The 22,854-nt window shown below is 59.9% G+C and carries 21 protein-coding genes; 11 read left to right on the top strand and 10 right to left on the bottom strand.

The window, feature by feature from the left end:
- Positions 1-12: 12 nt before the first annotated feature.
- The 3 genes from PMI30_RS15435 to PMI30_RS31290 form a co-directional block, all read right to left on the bottom strand.
- A complete protein-coding gene (locus PMI30_RS15435) occupies positions 13-906 on the bottom strand; it encodes an SMP-30/gluconolactonase/LRE family protein (RefSeq protein WP_008009722.1) in 894 nt (297 codons plus the stop codon).
- A 45-nt stretch (positions 907-951) separates the two neighbouring features.
- The gene (locus tag PMI30_RS15440) at positions 952-1,776 is read right to left on the bottom strand and encodes an NAD-dependent epimerase/dehydratase family protein (protein WP_008009720.1); all 825 of its coding nucleotides are present in this window, start codon (positions 1,774-1,776) and stop codon (positions 952-954) included.
- A gap of 266 nt (positions 1,777-2,042) precedes the next feature.
- On the bottom strand, positions 2,043-2,204 hold the full coding sequence (locus PMI30_RS31290; RefSeq protein WP_238541990.1) for a hypothetical protein: 162 nt from the start codon (positions 2,202-2,204) through the stop codon (positions 2,043-2,045).
- Between the two features lie 334 nt (positions 2,205-2,538).
- Between PMI30_RS31290 and PMI30_RS15445 the strand changes: the two genes are divergently transcribed.
- Positions 2,539-4,197, top strand: coding sequence for an MFS transporter (locus tag PMI30_RS15445; RefSeq protein ID WP_008009718.1), 1,659 nt, complete (start codon positions 2,539-2,541; stop codon positions 4,195-4,197).
- Complete coding sequence (locus PMI30_RS15450) at positions 4,194-5,330, top strand: HlyD family secretion protein (RefSeq protein WP_008009717.1); 1,137 nt, start codon at positions 4,194-4,196, stop codon at positions 5,328-5,330. Before PMI30_RS15445 ends, PMI30_RS15450 begins: the two co-directional genes overlap by 4 nt.
- Positions 5,331-5,445: 115 nt before the next feature.
- Here the strand turns inward: PMI30_RS15450 and copD are convergent, their stop codons facing one another.
- Complete coding sequence (gene copD / locus PMI30_RS15455) at positions 5,446-6,306, bottom strand: copper homeostasis membrane protein CopD (protein WP_032835418.1); 861 nt, start codon at positions 6,304-6,306, stop codon at positions 5,446-5,448.
- Positions 6,307-6,309: 3 nt separating this feature from the next.
- Positions 6,310-6,675 (bottom strand): copper homeostasis periplasmic binding protein CopC, encoded by a 366-nt coding sequence (gene copC / locus PMI30_RS15460; RefSeq protein WP_008009714.1) that lies wholly within the window; start codon positions 6,673-6,675, stop codon positions 6,310-6,312.
- Positions 6,676-6,814: 139 nt separating this feature from the next.
- Here copC and PMI30_RS15465 point away from each other — a divergent pair, with 139 nt between their 5' ends.
- The gene (locus PMI30_RS15465) at positions 6,815-7,435 is read left to right on the top strand and encodes a TetR/AcrR family transcriptional regulator (RefSeq protein WP_007899508.1); all 621 of its coding nucleotides are present in this window, start codon (positions 6,815-6,817) and stop codon (positions 7,433-7,435) included.
- Positions 7,436-7,577: 142 nt separating this feature from the next.
- Here the strand turns inward: PMI30_RS15465 and preA are convergent, their stop codons facing one another.
- The 3 genes from preA to hydA form a co-directional block, all read right to left on the bottom strand.
- Positions 7,578-8,852, bottom strand: a complete 1,275-nt coding sequence (preA, locus tag PMI30_RS15470) for an NAD-dependent dihydropyrimidine dehydrogenase subunit PreA (protein ID WP_008009712.1) — start codon at positions 8,850-8,852, stop codon at positions 7,578-7,580.
- A complete protein-coding gene (locus PMI30_RS15475) occupies positions 8,853-10,220 on the bottom strand; it encodes an NAD(P)-dependent oxidoreductase (protein WP_032835420.1) in 1,368 nt (455 codons plus the stop codon).
- 157 nt (positions 10,221-10,377) lie between these two features.
- Positions 10,378-11,817, bottom strand: coding sequence for a dihydropyrimidinase (hydA, locus tag PMI30_RS15480; RefSeq protein ID WP_008009707.1), 1,440 nt, complete (start codon positions 11,815-11,817; stop codon positions 10,378-10,380).
- Between the two features lie 622 nt (positions 11,818-12,439).
- Between hydA and PMI30_RS15485 the strand changes: the two genes are divergently transcribed.
- The 6 genes from PMI30_RS15485 to PMI30_RS15510 all read left to right on the top strand — a co-directional run bounded on the left by PMI30_RS15485 (position 12,440) and on the right by PMI30_RS15510 (position 18,979).
- Positions 12,440-13,924, top strand: a complete 1,485-nt coding sequence (locus PMI30_RS15485; protein ID WP_008009704.1) for an NCS1 family nucleobase:cation symporter-1 — start codon at positions 12,440-12,442, stop codon at positions 13,922-13,924.
- 140 nt (positions 13,925-14,064) lie between these two features.
- Complete coding sequence (locus PMI30_RS15490; protein ID WP_008009702.1) at positions 14,065-15,348, top strand: Zn-dependent hydrolase; 1,284 nt, start codon at positions 14,065-14,067, stop codon at positions 15,346-15,348.
- Between the two features lie 159 nt (positions 15,349-15,507).
- Entirely contained in the window at positions 15,508-15,942 is a 435-nt protein-coding gene (locus PMI30_RS15495) for a carboxymuconolactone decarboxylase family protein (RefSeq protein WP_008009699.1), read from the top strand.
- 3 nt (positions 15,943-15,945) lie between these two features.
- Positions 15,946-16,845, top strand: a complete 900-nt coding sequence (gene sigJ / locus PMI30_RS15500) for an RNA polymerase sigma factor SigJ (protein ID WP_008009697.1) — start codon at positions 15,946-15,948, stop codon at positions 16,843-16,845.
- 259 nt (positions 16,846-17,104) lie between these two features.
- The gene (locus tag PMI30_RS15505; protein ID WP_008009696.1) at positions 17,105-18,601 is read left to right on the top strand and encodes a helix-turn-helix transcriptional regulator; all 1,497 of its coding nucleotides are present in this window, start codon (positions 17,105-17,107) and stop codon (positions 18,599-18,601) included.
- 129 nt (positions 18,602-18,730) lie between these two features.
- Complete coding sequence (locus tag PMI30_RS15510; protein WP_008009694.1) at positions 18,731-18,979, top strand: DUF1652 domain-containing protein; 249 nt, start codon at positions 18,731-18,733, stop codon at positions 18,977-18,979.
- Between the two features lie 415 nt (positions 18,980-19,394).
- Here the strand turns inward: PMI30_RS15510 and PMI30_RS15515 are convergent, their stop codons facing one another.
- The gene (locus tag PMI30_RS15515) at positions 19,395-20,510 is read right to left on the bottom strand and encodes a Gfo/Idh/MocA family protein (protein WP_008009692.1); all 1,116 of its coding nucleotides are present in this window, start codon (positions 20,508-20,510) and stop codon (positions 19,395-19,397) included.
- 319 nt (positions 20,511-20,829) lie between these two features.
- Between PMI30_RS15515 and PMI30_RS15520 the strand changes: the two genes are divergently transcribed.
- Both PMI30_RS15520 and PMI30_RS15525 read left to right on the top strand, forming a co-directional pair.
- Positions 20,830-21,243 (top strand): hypothetical protein, encoded by a 414-nt coding sequence (locus tag PMI30_RS15520; protein WP_008009691.1) that lies wholly within the window; start codon positions 20,830-20,832, stop codon positions 21,241-21,243.
- On the top strand, positions 21,243-21,836 hold the full coding sequence (locus PMI30_RS15525) for a hypothetical protein (RefSeq protein WP_008009689.1): 594 nt from the start codon (positions 21,243-21,245) through the stop codon (positions 21,834-21,836). Before PMI30_RS15520 ends, PMI30_RS15525 begins: the two co-directional genes overlap by 1 nt.
- A gap of 228 nt (positions 21,837-22,064) precedes the next feature.
- On the opposite strand, the gene PMI30_RS15530 is transcribed toward PMI30_RS15525, so the two are convergent.
- On the bottom strand, positions 22,065-22,832 hold the full coding sequence (locus PMI30_RS15530; protein WP_008009686.1) for an SDR family oxidoreductase: 768 nt from the start codon (positions 22,830-22,832) through the stop codon (positions 22,065-22,067).
- Positions 22,833-22,854: the final 22 nt, after the last annotated feature.

Here is a 22,854-nt window from a genome sequence, read left to right as displayed (position 1 = left end):
GCAGCAGAGGGGTTAAAGCAATTCGTTGAACACCGGTTCCGGCAAGCCTTTGACGCCGGGGTTGAGGGCGAAGACGCTGCCGGCCAGCGACTGTTCGTCATGGTCGTCAGCGGGGCGGATCGAGGTCACAAACAGGGTGTCGAGCTGGCTGCCACCGAAGGCGCACATGGTCGGTTTTTTCACCGGCACGGGGAGCGAACGATCCAGTCCGCCATCGGGGGTGAAACGGTGAATCAACCCGGCGTCGTTGGCGCAAATCCAATAGCAACCTTCGGCATCCACTGCCGCGCCATCGGGGCGGCCAAGGAAGTGATGCATGTCGACGAACAGCCGACGGTTGGACGGCGTGCCGCTGTCGATGTCGTAATCGAAGGCCCAGATATGCTGCACATTCGGGTGCGAATCCGAGAGGTACATGGTCTTGCCGTCCGGGCTGAAGCCCAGGCCGTTGGGCACGATGAAACCGCTGAGCCTGGCGTCGAGCGGCCCGGGTTGTCCTGCACTGTAGCGATAGAGCCTGCCGTCGGCGGCGTTGGCGCCCATGTTCAGCACCATGCTGCCGGCCCAGAAACGGCCCTGGCGATCACAGCGGCCATCGTTCAGGCGCATGTCGGGGCGGGCGTGATCGACGTGGGCCAGCAGTTCGCTGTCGAGGCTGCCATCGTTGTGCGGGTGCAGGTGAAAGAATCCGCTTTCCATGCCGGCGACCCAGCCACCCGCGCTGTGACGAGCGATACAGGCGAGCATTTGCGGGGCTTTCCAGGCGTGAACGTGCCCGCTGTCGGCATTCCAGCGCTGTAATCCACCGGTCGGAATATCGACCCAGTACAGGGCGTTTTCCTCGGGGACCCACACCGGGCTTTCACCGACCGCATTGCGGGCATCGACAATCAATTCGGCTTGCATGGCAACGCATTCCCTTGGCTTTGTTATGTGGGGATTGGCGAGGGCTCAGTCGCCGAACGGCCCGGCCGCGACAAAGGCACCACCCTGATAAACCCTGGCCGGATCATCTTCGGCAGGCATTGGCTGGGCTTCGACTTTTTCGCGGAAGACTTCGGACGTGTCCTGTGGCGCATAACCCAGGTGCGCGGCAAAACGGTTGTCCCACCAGATGCTCTTGTTGTCGGACATGCCATACACCACGGTGTGGCCGACATTCGGGGTGTACAACGCGCGTTCGAGCAGTTGGGTCATGTCGTCGAAGCTCAGCCAGGTGCTCATCATTCGGCGGTTCTGTGGTTCCGGGAACGAGGAGCCGATGCGGATGCTGACCGTCTCGATGCCATGGCGATCAAAGTAGAAACTGGCCATGTCTTCGCCGTAGGACTTGGACAAGCCGTAATAGCCATCCGGGCGGCGAGGGGAGTGGGCGTCGAGGGTTTCGTCCTGCTTGTAAAAGCCGATGACGTGGTTGGAACTGGCAAAAATCACCCGTTTCACGCCATGGCGACGGGCCGCTTCGTAGATATGGAACACCCCGCAGATGTTGGCGCCGAGAATATCTTCGAACGGACGCTCCACCGACACGCCGCCGAAGTGCAGGATCGCATCCACGCCTTCGACCAGTTGATGTACTGCTTGCTTGTCGGCGAGGTCGCACGGCACGACTTCTTCGCGCTCATCGATTGCCGGTGTCATGGCGGCGATGTCCGACAGACGGAGTACGTTGGCGTATGGCCGCAGGCGTTCGCGCAGGACTTTACCGAGGCCACCGGCGGCGCCGGTCAGGAGCAGGCGATTGAAAGGCGCACGGACTGGGGGAGTGGTCATCATGAAAGTCCCTGTACATGAAGTTGTTGTTATTGGTTTGTTGTAGGTTGTCGTATGACTAGGCGAAGTATTGGTAGGCTTTCCGGTGCTTGTCAACGACAGGTTCATGGAAATTGACGGAGGGTCATTCCACATTGCAGGCGACCGAGTGCAGAAATAGATCGTCGTGATGATGACCTATCAGTGAGCCGGATAAACGTCCGGCCAAGGGTTGGTTATACGATGACTTGGCGAAGGATGCAGCCCAGCGAGGGCTGCATTCACCTGAGTCAATGGTTGTACGCTGCCTCGGTGTTATCGGTCAGAGGGTTCTTTTCGGTCAGCACGATCTGGGCAATCTGATCCTTGTGCATGAAACTGACTTTCGGATGGGACTTGGCGTAACGGCGGCGGCCAGCAGATTTTTCAGCAGGCGGGGGGAGCGTTGCCAACGGGCAGTGGTCATAGGGGCCACCTTTTGAGTTGAACAGTGCCGTTAGGGTGTCATTTGGCTTGCCCAGGAAAAATCCGCCGCGGGCGAGAAGACTTTTAAACAGAATTTACGAATCCTCCTGAGTACACAATCCAATGCGGGAGTAAGCCTGTGGCGAGGGGGCTTGCCCCCGTTGGGCCGCGAAGCAGCCCCAAAATCTCTGATGTAAACAAAAGTTTTGTGAGTGCTACGCACTCAAACGGGGGCAAGCCCCCTCGCCACAGGTAGTGCCACAAGGGATTTGTGTTTCAGCTGTGGCAAACTGACAACACTCCTTGAACCAAGGCCATCGAATGGATCACTACGCCCCGCGCAACTGGCAGCCCCACGAGCGGCCCAGCCTGCCCGGTTCACCCTCGACGCCATTGCACGCCAACCCCAAGCGGCTGGCCTACGCGCTGGTGGGTTTGCTGGTGGCATTGACCGGCGGCCTCGGCAACTCGCTGGTGATCGCCAACCTGCCTTACCTGCAAGGCGCGCTGGGGGCGACCACCGCCGAGATGGCCTGGTTGCCGGCGGCTTATGTGATGACCAACGTATCGATGAACCTGCTGCTGGTGAAGTTTCGTCAGCAGTTCGGCCTGCGGGCGTTCACCGAAGTGTTCCTGATGCTCTATGCGCTGGTGACCTTCGGCCATTTGTTCGTCAATGACCTGAGTTCGGCGATCGCCGTGCGCGCGGCCCACGGCATGGTCGGTGCGGCGCTGAGTTCGTTGGGCCTGTATTACATGATCCAGGCCTTCCCGGCGAAATGGCGGATGAAGGCGTTGGTGTTGGGCCTGGGCACCTCGCAACTGGCGTTGCCCATGGCGCGGTTGTTCTCCGAAGACCTGCTGCAGATCGCCGAGTGGCGCGGGCTGTATCTGTTCGAATTGGGCATGGCGCTGTTGTCCCTTGGCTGCGTGTTCCTGCTGAAACTGCCACCAGGTGATCGCTTCAAGACCTTCGAAAAACTCGACTTCCTGACCTTCGCCATCCTCGCCAGCGGCGTGGCTTTGCTTTGCGCGGTGTTGTCCCTGGGGCGGATCGACTGGTGGCTCGAAGCGCAGTGGATCGGCGTGGCCTCGGCGGCCTCGATCGTGTTGATCCTCACGGGCCTGGCCATCGAGCACAACCGCAGCAACCCGATGCTGATGACCCGCTGGCTCGGCAGCGGCGCAATGGTTCGCCTGGCCTTGGCGGTGATCCTGATCCGCATGGTGACCTCGGAACAATCCACTGGCGCGGTGGGGTTCATGCAGGCGCTGAACATGAGCAGCCAGCAGCTGCACAGCCTGTATGTGGTGATGTTGATCGGCAGTATTGCCGGTCTGGCCACCAGCGCCCTGACCATCGATCCCAAACACTTGATCATGCCGTTGATCATCTCTCTCGCGTTGATGGCGGTCGGGTCGGTGATGGACAGTTATTCGAACAACCTGACCCGCCCGGAAAACCTGTACTTCAGCCAGTTCCTGCTGGCCTTCGGCGGGACGTTTTTTCTCGGGCCGACCATGGTCTTCGGCATGCGCAACGTGCTGAGCAGCCCGCGCAATCTGGTGAGTTTCTCGGTGCTGTTCGGTATCTGCCAGAACCTCGGCGGCTTGATCGGCGCGGCATTGCTGGGGACGTTCCAGATCGTGCGCGAGAAATTCCACTCCAGCCACATCGTCGAGCAATTGACCCTGCTCGACCCGCGGGTGGCGGCGCGGGTACAGAGCGGCGGTAACGCGGTCGCCTCAATGATCGCTGACCCGAGCCTGCGCAACCTGCAAGGCATTCGCAGCCTGGCCACCGCCGCCACCCGCGAGGCCAATGTATTGGCCTACAACGATGTGTTCATGCTGATTGCCGTGATCGCGGTGTTGACCATGATCTGGATTTCCATTCGCGCCCTGTGGCTGATGAGCACCACCGTCGCCCCAGAGCCTGCCACTCCAACCGTACAACCCAGCGGTGCCACTTCTTCATGACCGAACCGACCACGACCACCAACGCCATCGCCGCCACCCCGGAAGACCAGACGCCGCCGTCCTCGCCGGCCACCGAGCCCCGTTCGCTGCGGGTGCGGATTATCTCGTCCCTGGGCTTTGCAGCGATTGCCATCGTCGGCGTGCTGATCGTGTTGTACGCCTGGCAACTGCCGCCGTTCAGCAGTGCGGTCGAGACCACGGAAAACGCGCTGGTGCGAGGCCAGGTGACGATCATCGGCCCGCAGCTCAGCGGTTACGTGTACGAAGTGCCGGTGCAGGATTTCCAGTTTGTGAAGGCCGGGGATTTGCTGGTGCGCCTCGACGACCGCATCTACAAGCAGCGCCTCGATCAGTCCCAGGCGCAGTTGGCGGTGGAGAAAGCCGCGCTGGCCAACGTGGTGCAGCAACGCAACAGCGCCGAAGCGACCATCAAGTTGCGTCAGGCCGCCGTCGCCGACGCCCAGGCACAGTTGCGCAAAAGTGAAGCGGATTTGCGCCGTAACAAGGAGCTGATCAGCGATGGCTCGGTGTCGAAACGCGAACTGGACGTGACCCTGGCCGCCAATGCGCAGACCATTGCCGCCGTGGCGCAGGCCCAGGCCAATCTGGAAATCTCCCGGCAGGATCTGCAAACGGTGATCGTCAATCGCGGCTCCCTGGAAGCCGCGGTGGCCAACGCTGAAGCGGCGGTGCAACTGGCACGGATCGACTTGTCGAACACCCGCGTGCTGGCGCCGCGCGATGGGCAACTCGGACAGATCGGCGTGCGCCTCGGCGCCTACGTGAACTCCGGGGCACAACTGATGGCGCTGGTGCCGAACCAGTTGTGGGTGATCGCCAACATGAAGGAAACCCAGATGGACAACGTACGGGTCGGCCAGCCGGTGAGCTTCACGGTCGATGCGCTGAACCACCGTGAATTCCACGGGCGTGTACAGCGGATTTCGCCGGCCACGGGATCCGAGTTCAGCCTGTTGCAGGCCGACAACGCCACCGGCAACTTCGTCAAGATTGCCCAGCGGGTGCCGGTACGGATCACCGTCGATGCCGACCAGGAACAGAGCGAGCGGTTGCGACCGGGGATGTCGGTGGTGGTGAGTATTGATACCGCCGCCGCGATCACCGCTGACTGACACCGCCCCCTGTAGGAGCGAGGCTTGCCCGCGAAAGCGGTCTGTCATTCAGCATTGATGTCGGCTGACAGTCCCTCTTCGCGGGCAAGCCTCGCTCCTACGGAGGGATTTGTGTTCAGGCAGTGGTCATCGGGGGCATCGTCCCCAGTAGCGAAACCGCTGCCACCGCGCCAATCCCCAGCAACCACTCGAGCATGACGCTGGCACGCAACAGGTCCGGGCACTGCTGGCAATCCTTGAGCCGCAGCCGATTGAACAATGCCAACCCCAACATCCCGATCACCAGCACAACCTTGATCAACAGGATCAGCGCAAACCCGGACAGTAACGGCGTCGGCCAGAGCGCGCCGGTCAATACCCGCACGTTGATCAGCCCGGTCATCACCAGTCCCGCCACCAAGGCGTAACCGATCCCGCTGAAGCGTTGCAATATCGCGTTCAAGGGATGATCGGCCGGTTGGCGCAAGATCATCACCAACAGCATCAACCCACCCAGCCAGGCGCCGACGCAGGTCAGGTGAATGATCTGGTTAAGGATCAGCAACTGGCCTTGCAGGCCATCGAGCATGGCGCCATGACCGACCGGGGCCAGGGTCGCGAGCAGCAGGCAGGAAAGGCTGATGCGCCAAGTCACGCTGGAACGCCAGGGCGTCAGCAGCAGGGCCATGAGCAATAGATTGAGCAGCAGATGCCAGCGCCAGACCTGACCGAAAAAGGTATTGCTCAGCACCAACCCTAGCGTCGCCGGATCGAATGCCGCCTCCGGGGCGCCGGCCATGCTGGCGGTGATCAGCAGCAACCAGACGACCCCACTGATCAACGCTATAGCGGTAAGCCAGCGAGTCACTCGCGCCAGGGACGGATCCAGCCACGCGGTTTCACGGCCCAACAGCAGAGGCCTGAACACCCAGGCCCCGAACAGCATCAGCACCACGGTGAAATGCACAAAGCGGCACAGCACCAGCGCCTCGGCCATGAATTACTGACCCACCTTGAAGCGGTAGGCGCCTTCGCTTTTATGGGTGTCGACCGACACGGCGTGCCATTCGACTTTGTAATCGCCAGCGGCCAACGGCGCGGCCGGGGTGACGATCAGGGTTTTCTTGTCGCTGCCTTCGGTGGCGAGGCTTTTTACCGGGACGTAGGCGCCGTCCTTGCTGATCGTCACTTTGGTGAACGTCGCTTCAACCCCTTCGGAAAACTTCAGGCGCAGTTCCGACGGCGCGCTCACGGTGCTGTCGGCCGCCGGGGTCTGGCTTTTCAGGTGCGCGTGGGCAAACACCGACGAGGCGGCGAGCATCGAGCCGAGGAGGGCGGTGGCAGTCAGGGCGTTTTTGAGCAGCATCGTGAAGACCTCAACGGCAGGTTCAAAGAGGCGGCCAGTTTACCTGCCACAAGACCGCCGTACGAAGTTTCGTTTTCCCCTGTCGCCCCGATCCAGAGCGGATGCTAGTCTTGATCAACGTTGTTGTCAGGGAGCCCTCATGGGCAATCACAAGATCGAGATTCGTCGCAGTAACGTCGAAAAGATTCTGCTGGGGGCCGAAAAAGTCTTCGCCGAAAAAGGTTTCGGCAGCACCGCCATGGCCGACATCGCCGCCGAAGTGCAACTGCCGCGTTCCAACCTGCATTACTACTTCAGCACCAAGAGCGAGCTGTACAGCGCGGTGCTCCTGGGTTTGCTGGAGGTCTGGAAGCAGGATGCCCTGTGCTTCGAGATGTTCGATGACCCGCGAGTGGTGCTCAGCAGCTACATCCGCGCCAAGATGAACCATTCCCGCAGCCGGCCGTACGGTTCGAAAGTCTGGGCCAACGAAATCATCCACGGTGCGCCGACATTGGGTGAGAAACTCGACGCCAGCCTGTACGACTGGGCCAAGATGAAAGAAGCGAAAATTCGCCAGTGGGTGGAGGACAAACGCATCCTGCCGGTGGAGCCGTCCAGCCTGCTGTACATGATCTGGGCCTCGACCCAGCATTACGCGGACTTCGATCACCAGGTGAATATTCTTAACGATCACCAGCCGCTGTCGGACATGCAGTTCGAGCGGGCGGTGCAGACGGTGACCAGCGTGATCCTGCGCGGGATCGGGTTGGAGCCTTGAGATTTTTGGCGCTATTGCCGGCCTCTTCGCGAGCAGGCTCGCTCCCACAGTGGTTTTATGTCGTACACCAATCCTGCGTACAACAAAGATCCCTGTGGGAGCGAGCCTGCTCGCGATGGCGTCCGTTCAGACGCCGCTGATTTCAAGGGGCAACATGGTACGGATTCCTCGGATCATGATTCCAATCCAGAAACGGCTTGCCGTTCTCCATCGGCACCATCTCGATGCAATCCTGCACCGGACACGTGATCTGACACAGATTGCACCCCACGCACTCATCATCGATCACTTCATATTTATGCGTCCCGTCCGCCTGCTTAAGGCTCGCAATCGCCTGGTGCGAGGTGTCTTCGCAAGCGATGTGGCAGCGACCGCAACCGATACACGCCGCCTGATCAATCTTCGCAATCACCTGGTAGTTGATGTCCAGGTACTTCCAGTCCGTGGTATTGCCCACCGCACGCCCGGAAAACTCCGACACGCTGGCGTAGCCCTGACTGTCCATCCAGCGCGACAAACCGTCCTTCATCTCCTCGACAATCCGGAAACCATGCAGCATCGCCGCCGTGCACACCTGTACCGAGCCGCTGCCCAGCGCAATGAATTCCGCCGCATCGCGCCAACTGCCGATGCCGCCAATGCCGGAGATCGGCAAGCCTTGGGTCTGAGGATCGCGGGCGATCTCGGCGACCATGTTCAACGCAATCGGCTTCACCGCCGAGCCGCAATAACCACCATGGGTGCTTTGGCTGCCGACGGCGGGATTGGCGACCATGCGTTCCAGGTTGACGCTGGTGATCGAGTTGATCGTATTGATCAACGACACCGCATCGGCCCCGCCACGGTGCGCGGCACGGGCGGCGACACGGATGTCGGTGATGTTCGGTGTGAGCTTGACGATTACCGGCAGCGAGCAATAAGTCTTGCACCAGCGGGTGACCTGTTCGACGTATTCCGGCACCTGGCCGACCGCCGCGCCCATGCCCCGTTCCGGCATGCCGTGGGGGCAGCCGAAATTCAGCTCGATGCCATCGGCCCCGGTGGCTTCCACCAGCGGCAGGATCTGTTTCCACGACTCTTCGACGCAGGGCACCATCAGCGACACGATCAGCGCACGGTCCGGCCAGTCCTTTTTGACCTGGGTGATTTCCCGCAAGTTGATCTCCAGCGAGCGGTCTGTGATCAGCTCGATGTTGTTGAAGCCCACCACTTCGCGGTTGGCGCCGAAGTGCGCCGAGTAACGTGACGACACGTTGACCGCTGCCGGGTCTTCACCCAGGGTTTTCCAGACCACGCCGCCCCAACCGGCCTCGAACGCGCGAACCACGTTGTAGGCTTTGTCGGTCGGCGGCGCGGAGGCCAGCCAGAACGGATTGGGGGCTTTGATGCCGGCGAAGACAATCGAGAGATCGGCCATTTACGCAGCCTCCACGTTGAGCATGAGTTGAGCGTTGATAGCCTCGGCGGCCAGCTTGCCGTGCTGCACGGCCTGCACGGTGAGGTCCTGATCGAGGCTGGTGCAGTCGCCGCCGGCATACACGCCGGGGATGCTGGTGCGCAGCTGTTCGTCGACGAGGATGCGGTCGCCCTGACGCTTGAGTTCACGGGCCAGCGGATCGGCGAGGGCGCTGCCATCAAAAGCCTGGCCGATGGCTTTGAAGATCGCGTCGGCGGCCAGTTCGAAGGTTTCTCCGGTGGTTTGCAGACGACCTTCCACCAACCGGGTGCGAGCGAAGCGCATACCGCGCACGTTGCCTTGATCATCGAGTAGCACTTCTTCAGGTTGAGCCCACGTCAACAGCCGCACCTGATTAGCCTTGGCGATGTCCTGTTCGTGACCTGTAGCGCCCATGTCCTCGACGCCACGGCGGTACACCAGATTGACGTCGCGGGCACCGAGACGAGCCATTTGCACGGCCATGTCGATGGCGGTATTGCCGGCACCAAGGACAATGCAGTGCTCGGCCAGTGGCAGTTGCGTCAGGTCATCGGCCTGACGCAGTTCGCGGATGTAGTCGGTGGCGGCGAGCAGGCCGGGGGCATCTTCATGGGCCAGTCCCAACTGTTTGCTGGCGGCCAGGCCGAGGCCGAGGAACACCGCATCGAATTGCTGATGCAGTTCGCTGAGGGTCAGGTTGTCGCCGAGTTTGTGCCCGTGGCGAATCTCGATTCCGCCAATCCCCATCAGGAACTCAAGTTCCTTCTGTGCGTAATCGTCCACCAGTTTGTACTTGGCGATCCCGTATTCGTTGAGGCCGCCAGCCTTTTCCCGTGCCTCGAATATCACCACATCATGGCCGTGCATGGCACTGCGGTGCGCGCACGACAAACCGGCCGGGCCGGCACCGACCACGGCGATGCGCTTGCCGGTCGGGGCGGCGCGTTGGAATGGGTGTTCACTGAAGTGTGCGTTGTCCACGGCATAGCGTTGCAGCAGGCCGATCAACACCGGTGCGCATTCCTGCGCGTTGTTGCGCACGCAGGCTTGCTGGCAGAGGATTTCCGTCGGACAGACCCGGGCACAACTGCCGCCGAGGATGTTGGCCGAGAGGATTTTTTGCGCCGCGCCCTGAACGTTCTCCTGATGGATATTGCGGATGAACGACGGAATATCGATGTCGCTCGGACAGGCATTCACGCAGGGCGCGTCGTAGCAATACAGACAACGCGAGGCTTCCAGATGCGCCTGACGGTCGTTGAGTGGCGGCGCCAGATCGGTGAAATGGCCGGCGAGGGCGGCCGCGTCCTCATGGGGATGCGGGAGATGGTTCAGGGTCTTGATCACGGTGTTGGCCTCACGGTTATTTGAGGTGCTGCCTCTGGTGGGCATTGGTTTTTTTGTTGCCTGGGCCGGCCTCTTCGCGGGCAAGCCTCGCTCCTGCATTTGGAATGCATACCCCTGTAGGAGCGAGGCTTGCCCGCGAAGGCCGAAGGCCTCGATCTCAGCGTTTCACAGCAACCGGCCTGCACAACTCAGCCCGCTTGCTCAGCAAATCAAACACCGCCGGATACGCCGGCCGTTCGATATACCGACCGGCACCACGCTCGGCCCGCAAGTCACCATCGGCCCACACCACTCGGCCCTGGCTGACGGTGTGGCTCGGCACGCCGCGCACGGTCTTGCCTTCAAAGATGTTGAAGTCGACTTGCTGGTGATGAGTCTTGGCTGAAATCGTCCGCGTACCTTCCGGATCCCAGAGCACCAGATCCGCATCGGCGCCCACTCGAATCGCACCCTTGCGCGGATAGAGGTTGAAGATTTTCGCGGTGTTGGTGGAAGTGAGGGCAACGAAGTGCTGCATCGACAAGCGCCCGGTGTTCACCCCCTCATCCCAGAGCACCGCCATGCGGTCTTCGATACCCGCGGTGCCGTTGGGGATTTTGCTGAAGTCGTCACGGCCGGCGGCTTTTTGTTCGGCGCAGAAGCAGCAGTGGTCGGTGGCGGTGGTGTGCAGGTTGCCCGCTTGCAGGCCATGCCAAAGGGCTTCCTGATGGCCGCGAGGACGGAAGGGCGGGCTCATCACGTAACCGGCGGCGGTCTGCCAGTCCGGGTGTTGGTAAACACTGTCGTCCAATAGCAGATGCCCGGCCAGCACTTCGCCGTAGACCGGTTGGCCCTTGGCGCGGGCGTAGGTGATTTCGTCGAGGGCTTCCTTGGTCGAGACGTGGACAAGGTACAGCGGCGTGCCGAGGGTTTCGGCGATGCGGATCGCCCGGCTCGCGGCTTCACCTTCCACCTGCGAAGGCCGCGACAGCGGGTGCGCTTCCGGCCCGGTCATGCCCTGGGCCATCAATTTGCGTTGCAGGTGATAGACCAGCTCGCCGTTTTCCGCATGCACGGTCGGCACCGCGCCCAACTCCAGGCAGCGCTCGAAACTCGCTACCAAAGTGTCGTCGGCTGCCATGATCGCGTTCTTGTAGGCCATGAAATGCTTGAAGCTGTTGACCCCGTGCTGGCTGACCAGCTCGGCCATTTCTTCGCGGACCTGCTCGCTCCACCAGGTAATGGCGACGTGGAAACCGTAATCCGACGCCGACTTCTCCGCCCAGCCGCGCCATTGATGAAACGCCTCCATCAACGATTGCTGCGGGTTGGGAATCACGAAGTCGATGATCGAGGTGGTGCCGCCGGCAAGCCCTGCCGCGGTGCCGCTGAAGAAGTCCTCGCTGGCGACCGTGCCCATGAAGGGCAGCTGCATATGAGTGTGCGGGTCGATGCCGCCGGGCATCAGGTATTGTCCGCTGCCGTCGAGCACTTGCGCATCGGCGGGAACATCGAGGTTTTCACCGATGGCTTTGATCACGCCGTCGGCGCAATAGACGTCGGCGCGATAACTTTCATCATGGGTAATAACGGTGGCGCCACGGATCAACAGAGACATTCCGAGTTCCTCGCAGGCATTGACCGACTGATGCCGGTTCTAAATGTTTTATATGAAGCAGACGCCAATCGGTGTATTCCTGTCAGCGCTGTCAAGAATAGACGCTAGCTGCAGTTTGTGGATTGAGCAAGAATATTTTTTATAAGCTTATTACTTATTTAACTGGTTGAAAAATAACGATAAAAACTGAAAATCACCAAAATGGTGAGGCCTCTCACCATTTTGACGCACTTGACAGGTTCAAAAAATAGACGAGATTTTCTATGTGAAATCAGCCGCTTGAGGATGGTCTATGGTTGATGCGCAATCTTTCAAAAAAGATCGACGCACCAGATTGAGTCCTGACTGTTCGGACAACTTGCCTGACATTCGGCCTGAGTGGCATGGCAACTCACCGCGGATTCAATAGTTGGGTAAATAAAGCTGATTAACATCAGTTGGTTAGCGAAGTTTTATGGCACTGCCCGATGCGCTAGCGGGGCACCCGGCACGTTTATTGATGCCGCCGCTGACACCTTGGCCGGTCCATGAAAGTTGTCAGTTTCTCCGGCCATCGTCCGGCTTGCGCACCTCGCGCCAGCCTCTGATGAGCAAAAATAATCAAAAGAACAGTGGAGCGGCCATGCAACAGATCAGATCGCAAGTGACCGAGCGCGACGGCTTGTTTGAGCTCGAAGCCGGCAGCGACGTCCTCGACAGTCCCCGTTACAACCACGACATGGCACCGACCAAGGTGCGCGAACGAACCTGGAACAAATGGCATATCACCGCGTTATGGGTCGGCATGGCGATCTGCGTGCCGACCTACACCCTTGGCGGCGTGCTCACCGCCTATTTCGGCCTGACCGTGGGCGAAGCCCTGCTGGCGATTCTGTTCGCCAACATCATCGTGCTGATCCCGCTGACCCTGAACGCCTTTCCCGGCACCAAGTACGGCATTCCGTTTCCGGTGTTGCTGCGCTCATCCTTCGGCATCCTCGGTTCCAACATACCGTGCCTGATCCGTGCCCTGGTGGCGTGTGGCTGGTTCGGCATCCAGACCATGTTCGGCGGGCTGGCCATTCACCTGTTTCTCGGTTCGGTGTTCGATGACTGGAAAGCCCTCGGCGGCACCGGTGAGGTTATCGGCTTCATGGTGTTCTGGGCCTTGAACCTGTGGGTGGTGATTCGCGGGGCGGACTCGATCAAATGGCTGGAAACCCTCTCGGCGCCGTTGTTGGTGCTGGTGGGCGTGGGGCTGCTGGTGTGGGCGATGCCGAATGTGTCGATGACCGAGTTGCTGGCGATCCCGGCCAAGCGTCCGGAAGGGGCCAGCGTGGCCAGTTATTTTGCCGCCGGGCTGACCGCCATGGTCGGGTTCTGGGCCACCTTGTCGCTGAACATTCCGGACTTCAGCCGCTACGCGAAAAGCCAGAAGGATCAGATCGTCGGGCAGATTATCGGCTTGCCCCTGACCATGTTCCTGTTCGCCTCCCTTGGTGTGGTGATGACGGCTGCTTCGGTAAAACTGGTGGGCGTCACTGTCTCTGATCCGGTCACTCTTATCGGCCATATCCAGAGCCCGGTCTGGGTCGCCCTGGCCATGGCGCTGATCATCATCGCCACGCTATCGACCAACACCGCAGCCAATATCGTGTCGCCGACCAACGATTTCCAGAACGTCGCGCCCAAGTACATCAACCGCACCACAGCGGTGATGCTCACGGGGCTGGTCGGGTTGGCGCTGATGGCCCATGAGTTGCTGAAAAAGCTTGGACTGATCGTTTCGGATTTAAGCCTGGAGACGGTGTATTCCAACTGGTTGCTGGGCTATTCGAGCCTGTTGGGCCCGATCGCCGGGATCATGGTGGTGGACTATTTCCTGATCAAGAAACAGGAACTTGATTTGGCCGGACTTTACCGTGATGACGTTTATCCGGCGTGGAACTGGTTCGGCTTTATCGCGTTCGGCGTGCCGGTGGCGCTGACACTGCTGTCGCTGGGCAGCGATGCGTTTAGCTGGTTCTACGACTATGGCTGGTTCACCGGCTCGGTGCTGGGTGGACTGATTTATTACGGGTTGAGTGTGATGCGGCCGAGTCCTACGGCCGTGAAATCGGCGGTGTGAGGGATGGCCCCTTCGCGAGCAGGCTCGCTCCCACAAGGGGAACGCATTTCAACTGTGGGAGCGAGCCTGCTCGCGATGACGGCCTCGAATACACCAAAGAAATGCCTGAAAAAACATAACAACTGCCTGAGGAGATCATCATGAACGCTGCCGTAGACGTTCTGCAGTCCACCCATCAGCACATCAACCGCGACCGTCTGTGGCAGTCGCTCATGGACCTCGCCAAACTCGGTGCCACGGTCAAGGGCGGCGTCTGCCGGTTGGCCCTGACCGACCTCGACCGCCAGGCCCGGGACATCTTCGTGAACTGGTGCGAAGAAGCTGGCTGCACCGTCAGCATCGACGCTGTCGGCAACATCTTCGCCCGCCGTCCGGGGCGCAACCCGAACCTGCCACCGGTGATGACCGGCAGCCACATCGACACTCAACCCACCGGCGGCAAGTTCGACGGCTGCTTCGGCGTGCTGGCCGGGGTCGAAGTCTTGCGCACCCTCAATGACCTGAAGGTGGAAACCGAAGCGCCGCTGGAAGTGGTGGTCTGGACCAACGAAGAAGGCTCGCGCTTCGCCCCGTGCATGATGGGCTCCGGCGTGTTCGCGGAAAAATTCACCCTCGAAGAAACCCTGGCCAAGGTCGATGCCGAGGGCGTGACCGTCGGCGAAGCCCTGAACGCCATCGGCTATGCCGGGCCGCGCCAGGTCAGCGGCCATGCCGTGGGCGCGTATTTCGAGGCCCACATCGAGCAAGGCCCGATTCTTGAGGATGAGCGCAAAACTATCGGCGTGGTCATGGGCGCCCTCGGGCAGAAATGGTTCGACCTGAAACTGCGCGGCGTCGAAGCCCACGCTGGCCCGACACCAATGCACCTGCGCAAGGACGCCCTGGTCGGCGCCTCGGTGATCGTCGGCGCGGTCAATCGCGCCGCCCTTGGCCATCAACCCCACGCGTGCGGCACCGTCGGCTGCCTGCAAGCCTACCCCGGCTCGCGCAACGTGATTCCCGGCGAAGTACGCATGACCCTGGACTTCCGTCATCTGGAGCCGGCGCGACTTGATTCAATGATCGCCGAAGTCCGCGAGGTCATCGAAACCACCTGCGAGGAACACGGCCTGACCTTCGAACTGACGCCCACCGCTGACTTCCCGCCGCTGTACTTCGACAAGGGCTGCGTCGAAGCGGTACGCGGCGCGGCGCAAGGGTTGGGGCTGTCGCACATGGACATCGTCAGCGGGGCAGGGCATGACGCGATCTTCCTCGCCGAACTCGGCCCGGCGGGGATGATCTTCGTGCCTTGCGAAGGCGGCATCAGCCACAACGAAATCGAAAACGCCGCACCCGATGATTTGGCTGCGGGGTGTGCGGTGTTGTTGCGGGCGATGTTGGCGGCGTCGGCGGCCATCGCGGATGGAGAATTGGCGGCCTGAAAGTCAAAAGATCGCAGGCTACGCCAGCTCCTACACGGGAATGCGTACCCCTGTAGGAGCTGGCGCAGCCTGCGATCTTTTGATATTGCTCTTTATGTGTCACAAACCATGGTGCTGGATCGTCATCCTGTTGAACCCCTCAAATAGCGGAGCAACACGATGTCGTCCAACACCCAACCGGTCAATCTGCTGCAATCCATCCCTCAGGTTTTCGAAAGCCTGACCCAGGTCCATGTCACCCTCGACAGCCATGACCTGGACCCGACCCTCAAACACCTGGTGCACCTGCGTGCCTCGCAGATCAACCAATGCGGTTTCTGCGTGAAGATGCATACCCGTGAGGCGCGGGAGGCCAATGAAACCAACGAACGCCTGGATCGCCTGATCGTCTGGCGCCATGTCAGCGATTTCAGCGCCGCCGAACGCGCCGCCCTGGCCTGGACCGAAGCCCTGACCGTACTCGATGAAAAAACCGATTACGCCAGCCTGCGCGGCGACTTGCGCGAGCATTTCAACGATGCTCAGATCGGTGCCTTGACGGCCGAGATCGGCATGATCAACCTGTGGAACCGTTTGCAGGTGTCGAGGCACTGATCGATGAACTCCGCTGAAAACGCCGCCGCTGTATTCGAGCAGCGCCGGCCCTTTTTGCTCGGTCTGGCGTATCGCATTCTCGGCTCGCGCACCGAAGCCGAGGATGTGGTGCAAGAGCTGTTCATCAAATGGCTGGAGGCCGACCGGGCCTCCATCGCCACGCCAGCCGCCTGGCTCACCACGGCCTGCACCCGGCAATGCATCGACCTGCTGCGTTCGGCGCACACGTCACGGGTCGATTACATCGGCACCTGGCTGCCAGAGCCGATTCACACCACCCATCAGCATTCACCCGAACACATGCATGAACTGGCCTCGTCATTGTCCACCGCGTTCCTGCTCTTGCTGGAACGGCTGACTCCAAAGGAGCGCGCCGCGTACCTGCTCTACGAAATTTTCGACATGGATTACGCGCAAGTCGCCGAGGCGATCGGGGTCCAGGAAGCGGCTTGCCGCAAATTGGTATCCCGGGCCAAGGCCGGTCTGGGTAGCGGGCAAATCCGCTATCAGCCGGAGCCGGCGCGTCAGGACCAATTGCTGAGCGCCTTCCACAGCGCCATCGCCAGCGGCTCAACCGCGTCCCTGACCACGCTGCTGGCCGAAGACGTCGAACTCTGCGCCGACGGCGGCGGCAAGGCCTCGGCCATCCGCGAAACCCTGTTCGGCATCAACAGCGTGCTGGCATTCATTGGTCAGTCGCTGCATGTCTATTGGCAGACTTGCGAATGGCTGCCCAGCGAAATCAATGGGGCACAAGGCGTGATCATCAAGGCGGACGGGGTCATTACTGCGTCGATGACGTTTGGTTTTGATGACGCGGGGCGGGTGAGCCGGATTTTTATCATGCGCAACCCGGAGAAGTTGGCGGGGCTGCAGGATTCGTTGGATGTGCCTTGTCATTGAACACAGACGGCGCTTTTGTGGCGAGGGGGCTTGTCGGAACGCCGCATCGCCCCGTTCGGCTGCGAAGCAGTCGTAAATGCAGGCAACTCGGTGAGTCTGAAAGATAGCAGGGGGCCGCTTCGCGACCCAACGGGGGCAAGCCCCCCTCGCCACAGTGGCGCCGCCGCATCTGGGATGTTTGCTGCACTATCCCAACCCCCCGCGGTCGTAATCTTCACAGGGCGGCGCATGAATGCGCCGCCGTACGCGTGGAGATCCAATGAGCCAGGACGTCCTGACCACCGAAACCAATCGCCGTCAGTTGCAGCAGATCATCGCCGGCCTGTCCGATGGGGTGATTCTGCTGGAGCTCGACCAGACCCTTCTCTGGGCCAATGATGCCGCGTTGGCCATGCACGGCGTCGGGCAACTCAGCGAGCTCGGGGCGAATGCCAAGGAGTACGCCAAGCGCTTCGCCTTGCGTTATCGCAATAATCACCCGGTTCAGACCGACAATTATCCGATCAGCCGCGTCGCCCGAGGCGAGACCTTCAGCGATGTGTTGGTTGAAGTGACGCCTGCCGACGACGGAGAGCGCACCTGGGTCCACAGCGTGCGCAGCATGGTGTTGGCCGACAGCGCTGGCAAGCCGGAATCGCTGGTGCTGATCATGAACGATGTCACGGAGTGGGCCAGCGCCGAACAGCGTTTCGAAAAAACCTTCAATGCCAACCCGGCCCCGGCGGTGATCTGTCGCCTCAGCGATTTGCGTTACATCAAAGTCAACCCGGGCTTCCTGGAGATGACCGGCTATACCCGTGATCAGGTGATCGGCCGTTCGACCTATGAACTGGACGTGCTGGAGGAGGCCGAAAACAAAGACCTGGCCAAGCAGCGGTTGCGCGAAGGGGTGACCATTCCACAAATGCAGGCGCAGCTGCAGTTAGCCGAAGGTGGCAGCAAACAGGTGATCGTCGCCGGCCAGCCCCTTGAGCTGAACGACGAAGCCTGCATGCTCTTTTCCTTCGTCGACATCGAGCCTCGGCATAAGGCCGAAGTCGCCCTGCGCCAGAGCGAGGAACGTTTTGCCAAGGCTTTCCGACTGACCCCGGTGCCGATCCTGGTGTGCAACGCCGGCGATCAGGTGGTGATGGACGTCAATGAAGCCTTCCTCGATACGCTCGCGTATTCCAGTGAAGAAGTGCTTGGAAAATCGGTGACGCAGATCGATTTTATCGATGACACAGGCGCACGCGCACGACTGTTTACGGCGCTGGAAAAAAACGGAAGCGTCGATCGTGTTGATGTCCGGGTACGCAAGAAAGGCGCCGGATTGATCGATTGTGCGGTCTCGGCCGACACCGTGAACATTCAGGACAGTCCCTGCTACCTGCTGGTGTTTATGGACATCACCGAACGTAAACGCACGGAGCTGGAGTTGGTGTCGGCGATCGAAGAGGTCATGAAAGACGCCTCCTGGTTCAGCCGCACGCTCATCGAGAAACTCGCTAACGTGAAAAACGTCAACTCGCCGCAGTTGCCCAGTGTGTCTTTCACCGACCTGACCGCCCGCGAGCGCGATGTGCTCGGCCTGATCTGCGAAGGCCTGGCCGACAAGGAAATCGCCGCACGGCTCAAACTTGCGCCGAACACGGTGCGCAACCATGTCTCGACGGTGTATTCCAAGCTCGACGTTCACAGTCGTAGCGAGGCAATTGTCTGGGCTCGCGAGCGCGGTTTGTTCTCCAGCGAGTGGCGGCCCAAGGCCCAGCGTTAGGTGCAAATGCACTACTCGAGGGGGTGCAAATTGATGTTCTGGACGGGGGCGGCGGTTCTTAGGCTGTAAGGGTGCGATACAGGTCTTCGGGTATCGCGTCCTTTTCAAAACAGCGACAGGAACTGCCGGATGATTTATGTGGCGCAATTGCGTATGCAACTGGAGCGGAGCTTTTCGCCGTTGGCCTGTGAGTGCAAGGTAACGGGTGATCATTCACTGACGGTGAAGCTCTATCATCCGGTGTCGGGGCAGGTGGATCTGGTGGTCAGTGGGTTGAGCGTGGCCAACCTCAGAACGCCGGAGGCGGTGGCAGCGTTGATCGAAGAGCTGCGTTATGAACTCGAAAGCAACACATTGCATTGTCGCGAGACGTCCTAGGAACTGTCAGGTTTTGCCGGCGGTCGTATAAGGAATACGAGAGTATTTTTTCTGTGACCGGTCCGCGGGTACGCGGTGAGCGTGTTGGGTCGCGGAAATATGTCGATCACTTACCGCGGGTCAACCTATGAAAAGTCTTGGGAAACGCACTTTTACAACACTGTCGTTCGCACTCTGGATAGCGATTCTGGGTGGTTGTGCCAGTCCTCCACCGCCACCTCCGGCTGCGCCGCCTCCACCCCCGGTGCGCACCTGCCAAACCACTGAAAACATCGATGTACAAGGCGATGTGAGGGCTGAGGGGCAGGTGACCCGGGAAACGACGCTCACTCGTTGCGTCACGCAATAAGCATCCATCGGCTCACGTCGAACCGCCAGCAGCGCTGTGCTGCTGGCGGGTATCCGCGCGCGTCGCTCAGACTTCCTCAATCCTGACCCAACGCGACTCCCGCGCTGCCAACCGGATCGCCGTCGCCAGGCGTTCGACTTCCCACGCCTGTTCGAAATCCGTTCCACCCTGAGATAAGCCTGCCAGCGCCATCACCAGATCATGGACTTCCAGCGTCTTGAGTTCGTTGTATCCGAGTTGATGCCCTGCCGCCGGACTGAACGCCGCATAACCCGGCAAATTCGGCCCTGCCAGCAAGCGCTGGAAACCGTCCTGACCGGCACGAAACAGACGCAGTTCATTCAAGCGTTCCTGATCGAATACCAACGTCCCTCGGGTGCCGCTGATTTCAAAACTCAGGTGATTCTTGTAGCCGTGCTTGAGCCAACTGCTGCTGAACGTGCCACGGGCGCCGTTGGCAAACCGCAACAAGGCATGGACCTGATCATCGACGGCGATGCTGCGTTGTTCCGGACTGCCAACCGTGGCGGGACGTTGCCGGTGCACGGTCTGGGTGTCGGCGCTCACTGCATCGACATCGCCCACCAGATAACGGGCCATGGCCAACAAGTGACTGCCCAGATCGGCCAGTGCGCCACCGGCATGATCGGCCTCGCAACGCCACGACCAGGGCGACGCGGGGTCGGCCATGAAGTCTTCGCTGAATTCACCCTGGAAACTGATGATCTGACCCAAGTCGCCGTTTTCAATCAGCTCCCGGGCCAGCCCGATCATCGGGTTGTGCTGATAGTTGTAACCGACCCGCGTCACCACGCCTGCGGCTTTGGCGGCAAGACGCATCGCGCAGGCCTGTTCGAGGCTCACAGCCAGCGGTTTTTCGCAGTACACCGGTTTACCGGCGGCGAGGGCGGCCATGGCCATGGGGTAGTGCAGATGGTTAGGGGTGGTGATGGCGATCAGGTTGACCTTGGGGTCATTGATCAGCTGTTGCCAGTCGCTGTGAGCGGTATCGAAGCCCCAGGCGTCGGCGCAGTGCCGGGCGCGCTGCGGATCGGCGTCGGCGAGGGCAGCGAGTTTGAGCTTCAGCGGCAATTCAAAAACGGCGCTGACGTTGCGAAAGGCCAAGGCGTGGGCGCGGCCCATGAAACCTGTGCCGATGAGTCCGATACCGAGTTCGCGCATAGCCGGGGTCCTTTGGATTTTATTTTCAGGAGGGCTATTTATGGAATAAATATTCTCAAATGGCAACACTGTGGAATAAATATTCTCTTTGTGTTCGGTGTCAGGAAGGCACACGAAATGGCTACAACGCCTTACGACATTGCCTACAACCACGCCGGAATCCGCTGGCTTGCGCGTCTTGCTCCCGGCCTCTATCGTTTCCATGTGCGCAGATCAACGACAAATCGCGGACTTTAATGACGGGACATACACCGCGGACTATATTGGCCACTAACTAATCAAATTTGAGCAATGCACCAACGCTCGAATAGAGGTGGCAATGTCGAAGGATCTCGGTAAAACGACCTATGTTTTCGTTGATGGTGATCGTCACGAAGCTAAGGCTGTGCGTGATTCGGCAGGATTCCAGCGCGGCGGTATTGTCCGGCTAACGAACGGTAAAATTGTTAGCGGTCATGCCAGTACTGTCAAAATAAACGCCGAGAGGTTATACGGACTAATCGCAGCCGCAGTTGCAAAAAGTGGGTCAGGAGTGACGCTTGATATGGAACGCGCAGGACACAAAACATCGACTGAAACCGGCTGGATCATGGTCGGTTCTAACGGCAACAAGATATCAGCCGACACTTGCGCTTCGGTGCGTATAGATGAGTACGCTACTGAAATGCTCAAGGATCCGAACAAGGTTCGGGAGTTTTTCAAACGTGTAAATGGGGACGCCAAGGTTCGCTGATGTATTGCATTTCTCCTTCTTTTGTTCTTGGTTTCCATGGGTGCGAGCGAGAAATTGGCGAACGCGTACTGGCTGGCGAAGCAACGCTACTTGATAGCACTAATGACTATGATTGGCTTGGTCGCGGCGCCTATTTTTGGGAAAACAACCCACAGCGCGCGTTGAGCTTTGCGACCAATGCGCAAAAGCGGAGCACTATCAAAAATCCATTTGTGATTGGGGCCGTGATTGACTTGGGTCGTTGCCTGGATTTCACGACTGAGAGTGCGTTGTGTGAAATCCGTCAGACCTACCTCTGGCTTGAAGCCGCCTCAAAAGAAAAGGGCGGTCAACCTCTCAAGAAAAATAATCCGTACCTACGTCGTTTGGATTGTCAGGTCATTGACGCTTTACACACCTTCCGGGAGTTTACGGAGGCACCTGCGTACGACTCTGTTCGTTCACCATTCTGGGAGGGTGAACGTCTTTATCCTGGGACGGACTTTACGCATGAAACGCATGTTCAGCTGGCGATCCGTAACGTAAAGAGTATCAAGGGTTATTTTAGAGTTCTGGATTTGACTGGGAAGCCGGTTGAATTTGTGCGGGGATGAACAGTGTGGTTCCCAAAAGGCAGCCCCGAGGCTCTATGCCGGTAAGTTAAGAAATTTGAACGACGAAAATACTGTGGGAGCGTGGCTTGCCCGCGAAGAATGCACCGCGGTTTTTCAGGTATTACGCGTCATCGTTCTTCGCGGGCAAGCCACGCTCCCACAGGTTCTGCGTCTTAACTTACCGGCATTAACCCTGAGGCTGCCTTTTGTGTATCTGGTGGAGTCGAATCAGGACAAGAACCCACCATCCACATTCAACGAAACCCCTGTCGTGTAGCTCGACGCATCACTCGCCAGGTACAACACCGCACCGGCCATTTCACTCGGGTCCGCCACGCGCTTGAGCGGAATCTGCTGCAGCGCGGTTTTCAGAATGGCGTCGTTTTTCACCAGCGCCGAAGCAAACTTGGTATCGGTCAGACCCGGCAGCAGGGCGTTGCAGCGGATGCCGAATTGCGCGCATTCCTTGGCGAAGACTTTGGTCATGTTGATCACCGCTGCCTTGGTCACCGAGTAGATGCCCTGGAAGATCCCCGGCGAGATGCCGTTGATCGAGGCGACGTTGATGATGCTGCCGCCACCGTGTTCGCGCATCAGCTTGCCGGCTTCCACCGACATGAAGAAGTAGCCGCGAATGTTCACGTCGACGGTTTTCTGGAAGGCGCTGAGGTCGGTGTCCAGTACGTTGCAGAACTGTGGGTTGGTCGCCGCGTTGTTGACCAGAATATCCAGGCGCCCGAACTGTTCGCGGATGCCGGCGAAGACTTGGGTGATCTGCTCCATCTCACCGATGTGGCAGGCGACTGCGGTGGCCTTGCCGCCAGCGGCGATGATCGCGTCGGCGACGTGCTGGCAGCCGTCGAGTTTGCGGCTTGAGACGATCACGTGAGCGCCTTGCTGCGCCAGCAGTTTGGCGATGGCTTCACCAATGCCGCGGCTGGCGCCGGAGACGAAAGCGATCTTGCCATCGAGGTCGAACAACTGGGTCTTGGACATGATTTTTCCTTGTTATGGGCGC

It is taken from the genome of Pseudomonas sp. GM50 (assembly GCF_000282375.1).
Lineage (GTDB): Bacteria > Pseudomonadota > Gammaproteobacteria > Pseudomonadales > Pseudomonadaceae > Aquipseudomonas.
This window is presented reverse-complemented; position numbering and strand designations above follow the sequence as displayed.